We start from the raw sequence: 16,003 nt of genomic DNA on the forward strand, positions 1-16,003 counted from the left end.
AAAATCACACGAGCTGTGTGATTTCATTATTTGTCAAAATACTTTTTAGTTTCAGCAATAACGACCGGCGACAAGACTAAGAGGGCAATCAAGTTTGGCAGAGCCATCAAGGCATTGACAATATCTGCGATAATCCAAACCATATCCAACTCGATAAATCCTCCTAGCAAGACCATGAGCACAAAGACCACACGGTAGAGCCAGATAAAGCGAACCCCAAAGAGAAACTCAAAACAACGTTCTCCGTAATAGTTCCATCCTAGAATCGTTGTAAAGGCAAAGAGCACAAGGAAGATTGTTAAGAGGGCAGGTCCAAAGTGTGAAAAGACTGTTGAGAAGGCTGACTGAGTCAAGGCAACCCCATTTAAATCGCCACTCCAAACACCAGTCACCAAGATGGTCAAACCAGTCAGAGTACAGATAATGAGGGTGTCAATAAAGGTTCCTGTCATGGAAATCAATCCTTGCTCTACCGGTTCATTTGTCTTAGCCGCAGCAGCTGCAATGGGAGCCGAACCCAGACCAGATTCGTTCGAGAACACACCTCGCGCTACACCATTTTGAATAGCCATTCGAATGCTAGCACCGGCAAATCCACCGACCGCAGCAACTGGACTAAAAGCCGATGTCAAGATTAAAGCGATTGTGGCAGGAATCTTCTCAATATTAAAGAAAATAACTGTAAGAGTTCCCAAAATATAGATGATGGCCATAAAAGGAACAACAGTAGTTGAAACCTTTGAAATGGATTTGAGTCCACCAAAGACTGCAATTGCTACAAATACAGACAAAACAAGAGCTGTGATTGCTGGCGAAATAGTTGTTGTATTCTGGATAGATTCTGTAATCGAGTTGACCTGGGTGAAGGTTCCGATCCCCAATAAAGCCACTAAGACACCTGCAAGGGCAAAGAAGATAGCAAGCGGACGCCACTTTTCTCCCATCCCTAGAAGGATATAGTGCATGGGACCTCCCGCTACTGCACCATGATCATCCTTGGTGCGGTATTTGATAGCTAGTAATCCTTCCGCATACTTGGTAGCCATCCCAAAGAAAGCAGCCATCCACATCCAAAAGAGGGCTCCTGGGCCACCGACCTTGATAGCCGTCGCCACCCCGATAATATTTCCCGTACCAACTGTCGCTGCTAGGGCTGTACACAAGGCCGCAAAGCTGGATACATCGCCATGCCCCTTGTCCTTAGTAAAAATAAGTTGGAAAGCCTTGGGCAGACGCAAAACCTGCAAGAGGCCTAGACGGGCAGTTAGGTAAATTCCTGTTCCGACCAATAAAATCAAAAGGGGGGGGCCCCAAGCAAAAGCATCGATTGATTTAAGCAATTCTAACATTTCCTTCTCCTATCTTTTCAACCCCAAAAGAAAGAGCACATGCAAGATACATGTACTCTGGAATGCTTAGATAAATGCTAAAAAGCGGTCTATCCTAGCTCTGTCCTTTTACCTGAGAGTTTGAGCAGTTGCCTGCCTTGCCCCTTCGGTGCCTTTACGGTCTCTCCAGAGTTCCGTCCATTTACAGTCATGAAAAATCAAACGATTCCCCACTTCTATTAAACTTCATTCGGTGTTGGTATTTAATTGATTCTTATTTTACAAAAAATGTTGGCTTTTGTCAATGTGTTTTAAAAAATTCTTATTTGACTTTGTAGAAGAAGGATTGAGCATTCCCATGTGCGTGGGGTGCTATTAATTATTAAATCAATCTGTGTCACTCTTATTCTACACGATATAAGAATTGCTCTGGATCACCATGTAGCGGAAATGAAGCATGGAAGATGATTCTATCTTTACTAATATCCGAAGCATCCGTGACCACCTTACCCATAGATGTCCCATCCGGTATTCTAACACCTGCTGGTACAAACTTAATAAAGACTCCAAAATCTTTGGCCGAATAGCGAGCTATCAACAAACCATTTACCAATTCTGGTTCTGTAAGGTCAACTTTAAATCCCTCTGGTTCTATCAACCCATCTTTACTAAAGACTAAGTCTTCTCCTCCGTGACCATTACTCCATCTTCCCTCAATACTCGAAAAATCACCATTTTTTATGGCATTAATATCCATTTTTTTAGAAGCAGTTTTGCTAATTGAAGATGATGTCTCTGCCGGACCCTTATCTGCACTTGCCCCTCCAGGAAGTTTATCTGAAACTGACTTCCAGCTTAAGGTCTCTAAAGAAATGGGCGAACCGACACCAAGATCTGCTAGCTCTTGAGCTTCCTTGGACTTCACCAAGAACTTGCCGTCCTCACTAAATTGATAGTGGGCATAAATGTGACTCGTTGCTGTACCAGCCCCACGATAAAGTAGAGAATTATCTGGCAAAATACCGACTGTCATTCTCTCACCAATCTGGTCTAAACGATTTTCTTGATTGGTCAGACGAATCACCTTTCCATCTTTCAAAGTACGAATATCAAGTAAACTCTTTTCACCACTCTTCATTTCAAGAGAAAGCAAGAGTTCATCTACTCCGTCGTTATTCAAATCTGTCTTGTGGTAAACCACATCTGTGTAGAAACCTTGAGAAGACTTCACTTGACTAGCCAGAGGATTGACCTCCATACCGGTCGGCAAGGTACCTTTAGTTACTTTTTCATAGTCATCGAGAACCTTGTTATATTGGCTGTAATCTATCTCTGGACTCGATGCAGATGTATCTGATGTTGAGTCAGATGGTGTTTCTGCGCTTTTGTTCCAAGGTAAATACTGACAGCCTCCTAGAACTAGTGTCAGTAAAAGCATTGTTGCTAATAAAAACTTTTTCATATTACTCCCTTATCTAAGAGAAAGGAACCAGCCTGTGCTAATTCCTTTCGCTATTTTTATTTTATCAAAATATTGCCTATAAACAAATTATTTCCCGTTTCAATTTATTATAGGCAACTCTAACAAGCTATCGTTCTATTTCACCCACTTACCTGAGCCATCTACTTGGTAGCCATCTGGGGTACTTTCGTTGACTGCCATCTTACCATCTGATTTGAGATAATAGTCACCTACCCATTTATTACGAGCATAGCTTCCTTCTGATGTTAGGTAATAGTAAGAGCTAAAGCTGCTATCATAGACCCATTCGCTCTTAGCCATTTTACCATTTGATTTGAGGTAATAGCTACCTACCCAAGTATTACGGGCATAACTTCCTTCTGATGTTAGGTAGTAATATGAACCATAGTTTTTATCATAAATCCACTCGCTCTTAGCCATGTAGCCACCTGATTTAAGATAGTAGTTACCTGACCAAGCATTTTGAACAAAGTTACCTGAAGCATTTAGGTAGAAATATGAATTGTACTGAACATCAAAAATCCATTGATTAACTACTTTAACACCAGATTTATAGTAAGAAGAACCTGACCAACCAGTCTGAGCTGAGTTAGAGTTAGTGGTTTGTTTTGGAGTTTCAGTAGCTGTTGGTTTTTCCGTTTCTTTAGGAGTTGAAGAGTCTAGAGGATTGACATATTTTCCATCTTTAACGGTAAATATTACTGATTTACCACTAAACTTATGCAAGGTATCTCCTTCTTTACTTTCTCCATGAAATTGTAAGTAATATTCACCATCTGGAACATTTGCAAAATTAGTCCAATCTTGCTTTGTAATCGGAACAGATGATTTATCAAATCCTTGATTGAAAGTATCTTTTCTAGGGATTTGACCTGTCTTTGCATTTACAATATCTGCATATATATATACAGAATATTTTACAGGTACATTTTCAACAGTCATATCTACATAGATACTTTTATTTTCTGAACCTGGTGTAATCTTAGATTTTACCTCATGATTCTCGATACGAGTAATTTCCGCATGCACTGTTTTCACTGAAAAAGGGAGAACTCCTGCTGTGTCAATATTTGACAATACTCCGACTGTTGAAAGTGCCAAAGCACATACTAATAATTTCTTTTTGTTCATGTTTTTAATTTCCTTTATTTTTAATCTTTATTTGTTTAAAGTGCAACATTTATCTATCCGACAAAACGATGATTCTTTACACGAAAGACAACTGATTGTCCATCGTATACCTTACCATCTTGTCCTTTTCCTTTGATAACAAAGCGATAACTGCCATCTGGAGTGGCACTAAAGAAGTGACGAGTTTGAAAGGCACGTAGACTTAGATTATATGTCACAGTAAACTGAGTTTGTGTAGAAACTGAACCTGTATTTGCATCAACTAAGGCAAAATCATAGTCTACTTTATAAGATGAAGATGGAGTACTAGGTAGAGCGATATCGATATAAGTCATAGCATCATTGACATGGTAAAGGCTTATGCCTAATGATGTTGCTTGTGAACTGCTAGCTGTAGAAGTCGTTCCCTGAGAGCGATTCCACTTGCCTGAGCCATCAACTTGATAACCATCTGGGGTACGTTCATTCACTGCCATCTTACCGTTTGACTTGAGATAATAGTCGCCTACCCAAGTATTACGAGCATAGCTACCTTCTGATGTTAAGTAATAGTAAGAACTGTAGTTATTGTCATAAATCCACTCACCTTTAGCCATCTTACCATTTGACTTCAAATAATAGTTACCTGACCAAGTGTTGCGAGCATAACTACCTTCTGATGTCAAATAGTAATAGGATTTGTAGTTGTTATCATAGATCCATTCACCTTTAGCCATCTTACCATTTGACTTGAGATAATAGTTGCCCACCCAAGTATTGCGGGCATAGTAGCCATCTGAGGTTAAGTAATAATAAGCTCCATAGTTCTTATCATAGATCCACTCCTTCTTAGCCATGTAGCCACCTGACTTAAGATAGTAATCACCTTCCCATGCATTTTGAACATAATTACCTGAAGCATCTAGGTAGAAGTAGGAATTATAGTTCTTATCGAAAATCCACTTACTGGTAACTTTAGTACCATTTTGGTAGTAGGACGAACCCGACCAGCCATCTTTTTGACTTGTTGTTGATTGGTTAGAAGTCTTTGGAATTGAGGCAGCTGTTGTTTTACCAGTCAGCTTCTTAACAGCATCTTTAAACTCTTCTACAGTCCCCTTCCACTCTATGTAATTTGCACCAGATTTATTCTCATTAGCTATATAGTTGCGATCAGATTCTTCGAAATAAGATAATTCTGGAGTAGTTTTTGTAGCAGAAATAATAGGACGATTAGCTGTACCTCTCCAATTTTTAAATACTTCTGAACCCTTCGGAACAAGAATATAGTATTTTGCAGATGGATTAATCGTCTGGGTGTCAGCCTGCACCGTTTGTGCTGAAAAAGGTAGAACTCCTGCTGTGTCTACAAGAGAGACAAGACCAAATGTTGCAGCCGCTAGGCTGGTTACTAAAACTGTTTTTGACTTCATTATCAAAAAACCTCCTTTAAATTTTTATTATTTACGCTTACAGTAAGGGATGGACTCTACTATATTTATGAAAAGAGTATCTGTGCTTATACTTTATTTGATTAGCAAATGAAATTTTTATGAAAAAAGTATACTTAATCTTTTTCCTAGTTATTAGACTAAAGACTTTCTATTTTATCATTTCCACCTACTCGTCAAATATGCCTTTTCTCCTATTGTCCAGTTCTGATCATAAGGATCTACTGACCATTTTGTTGCCAGTAAAAAAAATGGAAACTTACTGTAACCAATTTGAGCTTCTACTAGATCGGTGGTCGTATTATACCTTCTATCTCGTTTCCACTTACCAATTTTTTGACTTCTATTCCTATTCCAGATAAAAAGTTCCTCTGGAAGTGCATAAATTCTACCATCATGAGAACTCCCTTTCATTACAGGATAAAGGTACTGATGCAACTGATATTCACATCGCTTATTTAAGAGCCAATATCCTAGAATCATATAGAAGGGATTTATCTTTTCAAGAGATAAGATAATTGGTAAAGGTAAAGCATTACTCACATCCACTGGTTTTGTAAGATACATTAACCATAACAATAATGATGAAAAATAAACTATAAATGTATGTAGTGGTATTCTATTCAAAACAATCATATATAATTTGTAATTCTTTATCTGTATCAAACAACGTCTTACATTAATACTGCCCACAATTATTTTATATAGAAAAATCACACAGAAGATAGGTAAAAAAATATATACAAAAATTAAGAAAGATGTTAAAACGATAAACTCAGCTATTCCAATAACAGCTGGATATTGAACTTTATATGTTTCAAAATCCTTTAATACAATGAACCATGGAGCGATAAAATACAAGCACGAGAATATTAGTAAAGCAATTTTTAAATAGAAAATATTCAAGAATTGACTTAATTTTAAAATGTTTGTTCTCATATAAATTCCAGCTCTCCTATCCATCCAATTTATCATTTCTTAAAACCATGACAATCTTAAAGCAGAATCCCCCCTATATTTGTTTAATAATTTGTAGGTATATATTAATCTGAACTTATTAAAATAATTTCTAATACTTCCTTCTACTTCCTTAGAAATATTTTACTGGATTGTATAAGTTCTAGTAAATTCAATTCGGCTCATATTATTCTTGAAATATAACTCATATAAAAAATCTATAACATCAAATCCTTTATTGTTTTTACATGATTTAGCGTTTCAAAAGCAAATTAAATGTCTGCCGAATCATCTGTCCACCAATTGTATCCCTAAACTTATCTTCCCTAGATAACTCATCTAACATCTCTTCTAGACTAACAGCCTTAATATGGCCTGGCCAAAAGACATTATCCAATCTACCTGCACCCTTATAGGTAGGCATCAAGACAACACGTGTTTCCAAGCGATAATATTTTAATAAATTTGCAAATTTATGGAAAAAGCTTTCTTCTGCATAAGACATGTTAGGGGACATTTTTTTAGGTCTGCCTATTTGAGCTCCTGTAGCACTGTCTATAGTGTACAATAAACCATCCGCTTCTCTATAAATCACATTTCCTGAAGCATAAAATTTTAAATCTACTAACCAAATCGTAGATCCAGAAACAATAACACAATCAATATCTGCATCTACCCTTTCATCTTCTAAATTGAGATTGTGAACAGACCAAAAGGTAACTAGTTTTTCTAAAAGCCCCTTTTTTTGTAATGCTTTAGCAAAATTGATTTCACCCTCTTGACCAAGATTAACTGCAGATTCATCGAATCCTGATTTATTCAATCCTTTTCCAGGTTCTCCAAACATCAATTCATGCTGATAAAGTTGATAATTCTTAAGCTTTTGTGGCTCAAATCCTGTCATTTTACCATTATGAGTTGCCTTGGAAATACTGGGAAGTTCACTATGTTTAGGTGTAGAAGGAGTAGGTGGTTCTGGAGAAACCTTAGCATTCTGTCTTCTGCCCCAAAGAAATCCTAATATAAAATATAGTATATTTCTGCGATGCTTAAAAAAGCGCAACAATTTCTCCACCTCCTAAAAAAATACCTTATTTAGCAATAGTCACTTTACTTGGTCTAAGAACCCTATTATTTAACAAATATCCTTTTTGCAATACTTCAACAATATTATTTTCACTTTGTTCATCAGTAGCTGCTACTGTATTAACAACCTCGTGCATACTGGGGTCAATCATACCACTATTATCAATAACTTGTAATCCATTCAATGAAAGAATTTGCAGCAGTTCTTCAGCAATTGAAGTAAGCAAATCTGATTTTTCTTCAGATGATTCAATACGATCAATAACTTGAAGAATCTGTTTCATAAATGGAGCAAATTTCTCACCCTTATCTAAATCCTGTCTATAGATTAAATACTGCTTCAGTTCTTCAATCAGACTATTTTTTGCTTTATCTTCTAATAAACGGCGTGTAATTAAAGATTCAATATCTTCAACTTTATCTACGATATACGAAACTTTTTCATGCAATACTTCTTCACTCATAAAAACTTTATCCTTTCTTTCTTCTATTTATTTGCCATCCTTTAGGGTAATTGTAATACAAGACAATATTTGATAACAATGCCAAACTTAATGCGTTACTAATCCAAAAGCTATTTACAAACTTATCAAAGAAACCACTCAAAAACCAATTGGCTGCAAAAACTAAGATGAACATGAGACATCCCATACCTTGTGAATGGCGTGTTGTGGCATAATTGATATAATTTTTATTTTCAATAAATTCATTGTAAAAATCATTATCTATAATTTTATTTTCAATCCCTAAACTTTGTGCCTTGGCCAAGTAAGCTTCTGCAATTCGAACACGCGCCTTATTATCTAAAACTGCTTCATTCTCATATTTTGTTCGATCAATATATTTTCTAAAGAAAGCCTCAACGTCTGTATCAGGTGCTTTTTTCATACGCTCTATCGTGATATCTAATAGTAACTTAAAATATACTTGCTGGAAATCTTTATTGTTACCATAGCGTTCGTTTAAGGTATCTAAATAATTCTCACACTCATCTTCAGATTTCAAAAATAGAATACCTGCATAATGTAGTTTATGCTCTAGTGAATCTGAAACATCTACTAATTTTCTTGCAAAATTATAGGCTTCCTCATTATCTCCAATTTCTCTATAAGAGCATGATAAAAGGTAATAAATATATTCTTCATTATTTTTATTTTCTTCTAAATAATGATCGTACAGATATCGAACATCTTTTACTGCCTGTTTATACTGATCAAATAAAAATAGTGATCTCCCCTTTTTCAAAAGATAAAAGGAATTATTAGATAGTTCAAAAGCTTCCTGATAATACTGAATTGCAAACTTTTGCTGATTCTTTTCACAATAAACATCACCTAACAAAGATAAGATATCTGCGTTTTTAGGTCTCAATCTATTAGCTTCACTAATAGCTAATTCTGCATCTGATAACTTTCTATCTTCAAGGCTAATCATAGCCTTGAAATACCAAACATCTGCATCATTTCGATTTATTTTTAAGGCTTCTTCAATGTAGGAATAAGCTAATGATTTCTTTCCTGAATAGAAGGCCTGTCTAGCTGAATCAAGATAGCTTGAATTTGAATGATTAGTTGGAGTCGAATCAGGGACTCCTTCAGAACTTTGTTTAGAATTTTCTAATTCCCTATCATATTTTTGTCTGGTTTCTTCACTTTCAAATACTTTTTCTGCCTGTGCAATGACTTCCATCTTTCTCTCAGCCATTGATCTTTGATCAATATTTGGTGAACCTGTCAACTGGCGATAGCGTCTTCTATTTGACTTGATACTTTTCTTGACATCATCTAATGAACTTGTTTCTGAAATCCCTAACTCTTCATAATAGTTTATGACCGACATTGTGTTCCTCCCCTAATCAATAGTTAAATCTTTTATTTTACGACTAGCTACTTCTACAGCACTTTTATCGAGATTTGCTTGTCTCTCTACTTCAAAAGTCCCTAATAAGTGATTATCCGAATCATGTACCTCTACAAAAACTGTTTGATCGACATCATAATGATAAGTTACCTTCAAAACCGTTCCTGCTGGCCAGTCACCTGGTAATTTAATGGTACTCTCTCCTATAACCGTAACAAATTGCGGATCCTCGTCATCCCCTTGAGTAACCTCTACTAACACATTTTGTTGATTATCAACAACTGTTGAAAAATACTCAGAGTACTTGTTTGGTACCTTGGAATTTTTAGGAATAATAATTGTATTTCTTTTCACACCATTCGAAAGAGCCAGAGTTCCCAAGGCTTGAGAAGTAACATCCGAAACAACTAACTTTTCTGCTAATCCACGAACTGTTTCACTAACATCTGCACTTTCTGATTTATTAGCGATTTCCAATGCTGCCTGAATAGCTGCTCCTTGTGCTACAGCTTCATCTGGATTAATAGAATATACAATCTTCTTCCCAATTTTCTCTTCCAATTTTCTTTGTACCATTGGCATTCGAGTTGAACCACCTATTAATAGTACTTGGTCAATTTCATCCCATGACATTCCAGATTCTTCAACAACATCATCTAACAGCTCCTCTGTACGATTCATTAGACTTTTTGTTGCTTCTTCAAATTCTACACGTGTTATAGGAATTTTATAACTTTTTCCTTTATAGTCGAGAAAGACATTTGTTTTTTCTACAGTTGTTAGTCCTCTCTTTGTATTCTCTGATTTTTCACGAAGTAAGGCAGTAAAATGTTCATCCGTATAAATATCCTCTGCTCCCTGTTCTTCCATCTTTTCAGCAATAATCATTGATAAGGCGTTATCAAAATCAAACCCTCCTAGATTACGATCTCCATCGGTGGCAATAACATCAAACTCGCCATCTTTTATTTTCATTAATGTGACGTCAAAAGTTCCACCACCTAAATCGTATACCAATACTGTCTCATTTTTTTCTGCTGATATACCATATGCAAGTGCAGCGGCTGTCGGTTCATTTAAAACTCGTAAAACATTGAGTCCAGCAATTTCTCCAGCATGTTTCGTTGCTGTTCTACGAGCATCATCAAAATAAGCTGGAACAGTTATTACAACATCCTCTACCTTGTCACCAAGTGCATTTTCTGCTCCTTCTTTTAATCTTTTTAAAATGATTGCTGAAATTTCCTCTGCTGTATAAACAGTATCACTAGGAGAATCAAACTTCCAGTTTGGATTTCCCATCTGTCTTTTGACATACTGTACAACTGCTTCAGGACGACTTGCTGCCAAATTTTTAGCTTGAATACCAACAAGTGGTTCATCTTTCCCATCAAAATCCTGAAAGAATACAACAGATGGAGTTAAATTTTCACCATCTTGATTCAATAAAATTTGTGGTTGTCCAGTCTCTGATAATACAGATACTGCTGAATAAGTCGTTCCTAAATCAATTCCAATTGCTTTACTCATATTTCACTCCTAATCATTATTTGATTTAAACTGTGTTAGTATTTCTGTTAAAAACTCACAGTATTTTAATTCTGCATCAATCTTGCTCTGATTTTTCCCCAAAGTTCTAAGACTGCTAACTGTTAAATTACTAAGTTGAGCTCCTAATTTCTGACCCAATGACAAATCCGATTCTCTAATTGCTTCCCTGAATCTTTTATTATCTTCTGATATGTAGTATTTTTTTAATTGTTTACTCTCACCTAAAGTATCTATAGTCAGAAGCTGTACTGATCCTTGGTTTTTTAAACGAAAACAAAACTTTACATAGTCTTTCTGGTGATTTGGGTGTGAAATAACTAGACATTCTTCAATCTCTTTATTAAACAAACCACCGAGTTTTATTTGTTCTTCATCAATTTTACAAGGAAGATCAAACTCTTTTGCTTTTTCAACAATTTTCGTCTTACAATATTCTAAATCTAATCTAGGATTATTCTCATCGGAATAATATCTCCATTCATCTATATAACTTTCCAATTCTTTGTATTTAATCATCAACAATCTCCTTTTAAATCTTATTGTTTACGGTTACAGTATAGCATGTGATTTACCTTATTTGCGAAAAGCGTATTTATATTTACCTTTATTGAACAATTACCCCCCCCCCCCCCCGAAAAAGCGTAACTATAATTACTTTTTTCTTAAAATTACCTTAAAAACTGGTAGAATTATGATAGAATGAAAAAAAGGACTCGAGGAGATTTAGGATGCAAGATGAAAGTGTTTATGGATTAGTCTATAAGGCTATTCGTGAGGAAAGAGGGTTTACTCAGAAGGAAGCTGCTGGTACAACGGTGACTCCTCACTTTTTACGTCAGTTTGAGCAAGGGAAATCTCGAATAACCATTCAAAAATTTGAAGAGATTCTTTCTAATATTGGAATTGATAAGGAGACCTTCGATAGTCTCAAAACGCAGATGTTTCCAACTGAATTTCATAAATTACAGGCTCAAGTTGCTGATTTGGCCTATAAGCGTGAATTTAAAAAGATCATTAGCTTGATTAATCAGCCCTTGGAAAATCCTGGAATCGCTGAACACTATGTGATTGCCAATCGTGTAGTCAATAAATTTGCTATCGCAAACATCATCGGCGATTCTTTTCTGACTCCAAAAGATTATCAAGAACTAGAATATATCAAGAACTATCTCAGTGAATTAGACGATTGGAATAAAATTGAGGTGAATATCTTTTCATCTATCCTGCCTCACTTTTCAATCGAATTTTTAGATTACAGGCTCTACCACTTATTAGATACTCTAAAAAAACAGACTGAATACCATTCAATCCGTACTGCTGACTACTATATTGCCTGCTTAAGAACTGCTATCAAACATTACTCTGTTAATGGCTACTATGATAAAGCTGAAAATTTAGCTCTTAAGACTCTGGAAGTGATTAATACTTTCCCTCTACTGAGTACCAAGATGACAGAGATGATTAGCATTTCCATGGAACGGGCTAATAATTTTCTCAGAAAAGACGATGTCAGAGGTCTAGAACTTGCTAAGCATATCTTTGCCAGTCTTGATAACTTTGAAAAAATCTATCCAAATCAACTTCTGACTCGAATGAGAGAGGATTTCTTTGTTACTGTCACACAACTCAATCACACTGGCCAGCCTTTAGATATCTAATTTAGAAATCAAAAAAGCTTGAGGAATCATCTATATTCCTCAGGCTTTTCTTATCCTTTAAAAGTGACAATAGTTGCACCACTCCCTCCAGCATTTTGTGGGGCATAGCCGAAACTCTTGACATGCTTGTTTCTTTGTAGGTATTTGGTGACACCTTCACGGATGACACCTGTTCCGATACCATGGATAATATCAACTTGAGCCATATTATTAAGCAAGGCTTGGTCGATAAAGGAATCTAGCTCATTCATGGCCTCTTCATAACGTTTGCCTCGAAGGTCCAGTCTGGCTTGTGGGCCACGACCCGAAGTTCGTTTCACGACATTGACCTGTTTCTTCTTGACTTGCTTTTCTTGCTGGGCTTGAACAAGGTCAAATTCTTTCTCTTCTAAGGTCATCTTAATCAAGCCAACTTGAGCTTCCCAGCGGCCATCTTTGAGTTGACTGGTCAAGGTACCACGCTGTCCATAACTGAGAACAACGATATCATCTCCCACCTTTGGAGCACGGTTTTTCTTGGCCTTTTGAAGGACCTTGTTTTTAGACAAGTCCACTTTTTCAGGAGCCAATTTTTTCAACTTGGCCTTGGCTTCAATAATTTCGTGAGGCTTGAGTTGAGATTTACTATGGAGATTCTTGAGAATCTGGTCACTCTCACTGAGGGCCATATCAACAATCTCGGCAGCCTGTTCACGCGCCTTGTTAAGCTCGGTTTCCTTTTCACGATTAAGCTCATTGTAGAGTTTTTTGAGAGCACGATTCATCTTGAGATTTTCTTGCTCCACCTCACGGATATTGTCCAAGCGTTTGCGACTCTCTAGCGTCTGCTCTTCCAGTTGCTCAATGATGCGGTTGACATCATTATCCTGATCAACCTGTTGGCTGGCATCTCCTACGATGACATCTGACAAGCCCAGACGTTTGGCAATTTCAAAGGCATTGCTTCGGCCAGGAACGCCCTGCATAAAGCGATAGGTCGGGCGAAGAGTCGCAGTATCAAACTCCATGCTGGCATTTTGCACAAAGGCTGTCTCAATACCATAGGCCTTGAGCTCCGGATAGTGGGTGGTCGCCATGGTCTTGACTTGACGTAGGCGAAGGTCCTCTAGAATAGCCATGGCAAGAGCAGCTCCTTCTTGAGGGTCTGTACCAGCTCCCAACTCATCCAAGAGTAAAAGTGAATGTTGGTTAACCTTGCCAAGAATATCCACGATATTGGTCATGTGGCTAGAGAAGGTAGACAAACTCTGCTCAATAGATTGCTCATCGCCAATATCGGCAAATATTTCTTCAAAAATACCAACACGACTTCCCTTGTCTGCTAAAATAGGCAAACCGGACTGGGCCATAACCTGCGTCAAGCCCAGAGTTTTAAGCATGATGGTCTTACCACCAGTATTAGGACCTGTAATGACAATGGCTGTTAAATCTTGGCCAAAATGGACATCATTTGCAACGGCATTTTTGACCAAAGGATGGCAGACATGGAGCAGTTGAATTTCTTGATTTTCTGACAGCCGAGGAACGACTGCTTGCCTTTCTTGGATAAAGCGTACCTTGGCACGAATCAAGTCTAGATGGCCGATAATCCAAGCGTCATTAGCGATCTCAGCCGCATGAGGGCGAACACGCTCAGAAATTTCTTGGAGAATGCGAAGCATTTCATAGCGCTCATCTGCTCGTAAACTAGCAATTTCTTCGCTCAGTTTGATCACCTCACGAGGTTCGATATAGACGGTGTTTCCGCTGGCAGAAATATCATGAACAACACCTGCAATCTTATTACGGTAAGTGTTTTTGACAGGTAGAACCTGACGGCCATTTCTGCTGGCAATAATCCCTTCTGTCAACATCTGCGCCTTTTGCTTGAGCAGGTCCTGTAAAACATCGCGAACTTGACTCTCGCTATCATGGATTTTTCGACGAATTCGCGCCAATTCTTCACTGGCAAAATTTTCAATGAAACCTGCATCATTAAAGGCTTGGAGATTTCCTTGTAATTGCGGAAAATCATGTAATTTCTCAAACCAAAGGGCTAATTCTTCCAAGCTGACATTTTCCAGATTGGCATAAAAACTTTGCAGTTCTCGGCTGGCAAGAAGTACGCGCTTCAAGAGTAAGAACTCCTCGATATTGAGGTCTGCCCCCATCTCCAAACGCTTGCAGACTCCTGCAATTTCCTTAGTTGCGAGAATAGTAAAATGCGGTTGCTCGACGAAAAGAGCCTGCATTTCCTTCATCTCAGCAAAAGCCTGTTTGATTTTATCTGCTTTGGCAGTCGGAGCCAGCTGTCTCAATTGCTCCAAGCCCTGCTCGGTCAACAAATGGGGTTCAAACAAAGCCTTGACCTTATTGAACTCTAATGTTTCTAATATTTTCTTATTCATCTTTATTTCCTTGTCTTTGAATGTCTAGGTGTATTATACTCAATGAAAATCAAAGAGCAAACTAGTAAGCTAGCCGCAGATTGCTAAAACAGTGTTTTGAGGTTGCAGATGGAAGCTGACGTGGTTTGAAGAGATTTTCGAAGAGTATTAGCTTTTTACATTCTGATAGATTCGAGTCAAATCTGTAAACAAAGGGCTAGGAAAACTCCTGCCCTTTTTATCCGATTAAATTTGTCACCCAGATTTGTTTGAGCCAACTGGTTGTTACCGGTATGCTCTGGATGATATGTTTTGCGACGATACTCTTTTCAAGAGAATTTTGTATAGCTGCCATGGGGATGGTCGCCAAGATAGTCAAGGCCATTTGCAAGACAAATAAGGTCACCAACATGGACAAGATACCTGCTGAAACTTGGAACAACTTGCCACCCAGTTTTTTACTAGGAATCAAGTGTAACAAGAGACCAAGTAAACGACCGATGCTATAGACAATCCCAAATACAAGCAAGTAGCCGATACCTGCATAAAAGACCTTATCCAATTGAAAGAGTTGATCCGATGGGAAAAAGAAAGTTCCCTGACCTTCCTGCGGATTTGCATAAGGGAGCAATAAATGGAACTGCTCTCCAAGCCCCTTATAAAACTGGCCAGCCATAAAAGCCGATGCCATGGCTGAAATCAGGTAATAAACCTGTAAGAGCAGGCCTCTCCGATAGCCGATATAAAATCCCCAAGCCAAGACCAATAGAAGAAGGAGTGAAATCATAAGGAGTCCTCAATCTTGCTCTGTTCTTGCTTACAAGTCACGAGCTTGTGACGGAGTTCTTCTAATTCTTGCTCCTTATCGTCAAATTCAATCTCACGGCTGAGCTGAGTTGATAAACAGTTGACTGCCAACAAAAGAGCGATTGTTTCATCGTCTGCACTAGGCATTTGTTCTTTAATTGCTTGGTATTTTTCTGTCGCAACCTTAGCGATTTCCTCCATAAAGAGGTTATCATGTTCGCTTGTCAAGGTTAATGATTTTTTCCCGAATGTAAATTTGAATCGATTTAGATTTGCCATAAAATTCACCTCACGATATTATACCAAAATTCGCTAATTTTGTCAGTTTTTACAAATTTGCCTGCTT

The 16,003-nt window shown here is 37.5% G+C and carries 14 protein-coding genes and 1 riboswitch; of the genes, 1 reads left to right on the plus strand and 13 read right to left on the minus strand.

Translation table 11 applies throughout. The features are described 5' to 3' along the window. Window positions 1–26: 26 nt before the first annotated feature. From TZ91_RS07590 to TZ91_RS07635, 10 genes are all read right to left on the minus strand, one after another. Complete coding sequence (locus TZ91_RS07590; RefSeq protein ID WP_024057191.1) at window positions 27–1,349, minus strand: alanine/glycine:cation symporter family protein; 1,323 nt, start codon at window positions 1,347–1,349, stop codon at window positions 27–29. A gap of 90 nt (window positions 1,350–1,439) precedes the next feature. Next, window positions 1,440–1,528: riboswitch (glycine riboswitch) on the minus strand. Window positions 1,529–1,731: 203 nt separating this feature from the next. Continuing rightward, window positions 1,732–2,790 (minus strand): DUF6287 domain-containing protein, encoded by a 1,059-nt coding sequence (locus tag TZ91_RS07595; RefSeq protein ID WP_033686467.1) that lies wholly within the window; start codon window positions 2,788–2,790, stop codon window positions 1,732–1,734. Between the two features lie 135 nt (window positions 2,791–2,925). Beyond that, on the minus strand, window positions 2,926–3,942 hold the full coding sequence (locus tag TZ91_RS07600) for a PspC-like choline-binding domain-containing protein (protein ID WP_033686466.1): 1,017 nt from the start codon (window positions 3,940–3,942) through the stop codon (window positions 2,926–2,928). Between the two features lie 53 nt (window positions 3,943–3,995). Beyond that, on the minus strand, window positions 3,996–5,354 hold the full coding sequence (locus tag TZ91_RS07605; protein ID WP_045597510.1) for a PspC-like choline-binding domain-containing protein: 1,359 nt from the start codon (window positions 5,352–5,354) through the stop codon (window positions 3,996–3,998). A gap of 177 nt (window positions 5,355–5,531) precedes the next feature. After that, a complete protein-coding gene (locus TZ91_RS07610) occupies window positions 5,532–6,311 on the minus strand; it encodes a hypothetical protein (protein WP_033686462.1) in 780 nt (259 codons plus the stop codon). A gap of 271 nt (window positions 6,312–6,582) precedes the next feature. Continuing rightward, window positions 6,583–7,392: a nuclease-related domain-containing protein gene (locus TZ91_RS07615; RefSeq protein WP_235287371.1), complete on the minus strand. Its 810-nt coding sequence runs from the start codon at window positions 7,390–7,392 to the stop codon at window positions 6,583–6,585. 28 nt (window positions 7,393–7,420) lie between these two features. Continuing rightward, on the minus strand, window positions 7,421–7,879 hold the full coding sequence (locus TZ91_RS07620) for a nucleotide exchange factor GrpE (RefSeq protein ID WP_033686459.1): 459 nt from the start codon (window positions 7,877–7,879) through the stop codon (window positions 7,421–7,423). Window positions 7,880–7,886: 7 nt separating this feature from the next. Then, the gene (locus tag TZ91_RS07625; protein ID WP_033686458.1) at window positions 7,887–9,254 is read right to left on the minus strand and encodes a hypothetical protein; all 1,368 of its coding nucleotides are present in this window, start codon (window positions 9,252–9,254) and stop codon (window positions 7,887–7,889) included. Between the two features lie 12 nt (window positions 9,255–9,266). Next, window positions 9,267–10,805, minus strand: a complete 1,539-nt coding sequence (locus TZ91_RS07630; protein ID WP_000030105.1) for an Hsp70 family protein — start codon at window positions 10,803–10,805, stop codon at window positions 9,267–9,269. Between the two features lie 9 nt (window positions 10,806–10,814). Next, on the minus strand, window positions 10,815–11,342 hold the full coding sequence (locus tag TZ91_RS07635) for a hypothetical protein (protein ID WP_033686457.1): 528 nt from the start codon (window positions 11,340–11,342) through the stop codon (window positions 10,815–10,817). Between the two features lie 212 nt (window positions 11,343–11,554). Between TZ91_RS07635 and TZ91_RS07640 the strand changes: the two genes are divergently transcribed. Continuing rightward, window positions 11,555–12,484, plus strand: a complete 930-nt coding sequence (locus TZ91_RS07640; protein WP_033686456.1) for a helix-turn-helix domain-containing protein — start codon at window positions 11,555–11,557, stop codon at window positions 12,482–12,484. 50 nt (window positions 12,485–12,534) lie between these two features. Here TZ91_RS07640 and TZ91_RS07645 read toward each other — a convergent pair whose 3' ends face one another. The 3 genes from TZ91_RS07645 to zapA form a co-directional block, all read right to left on the minus strand. Continuing rightward, window positions 12,535–14,871 (minus strand): endonuclease MutS2, encoded by a 2,337-nt coding sequence (locus TZ91_RS07645; RefSeq protein WP_033686455.1) that lies wholly within the window; start codon window positions 14,869–14,871, stop codon window positions 12,535–12,537. Window positions 14,872–15,088: 217 nt separating this feature from the next. Next, on the minus strand, window positions 15,089–15,637 hold the full coding sequence (locus tag TZ91_RS07650) for a CvpA family protein (protein WP_033686454.1): 549 nt from the start codon (window positions 15,635–15,637) through the stop codon (window positions 15,089–15,091). Further along, on the minus strand, window positions 15,634–15,936 hold the full coding sequence (zapA, locus tag TZ91_RS07655) for a cell division protein ZapA (protein WP_000002019.1): 303 nt from the start codon (window positions 15,934–15,936) through the stop codon (window positions 15,634–15,636). Before zapA ends, TZ91_RS07650 begins: the two co-directional genes overlap by 4 nt. Window positions 15,937–16,003 lie beyond the last annotated feature (67 nt).

The organism is Streptococcus mitis (assembly GCF_000960025.1).
GTDB lineage: Bacteria > Bacillota > Bacilli > Lactobacillales > Streptococcaceae > Streptococcus > Streptococcus mitis_DH.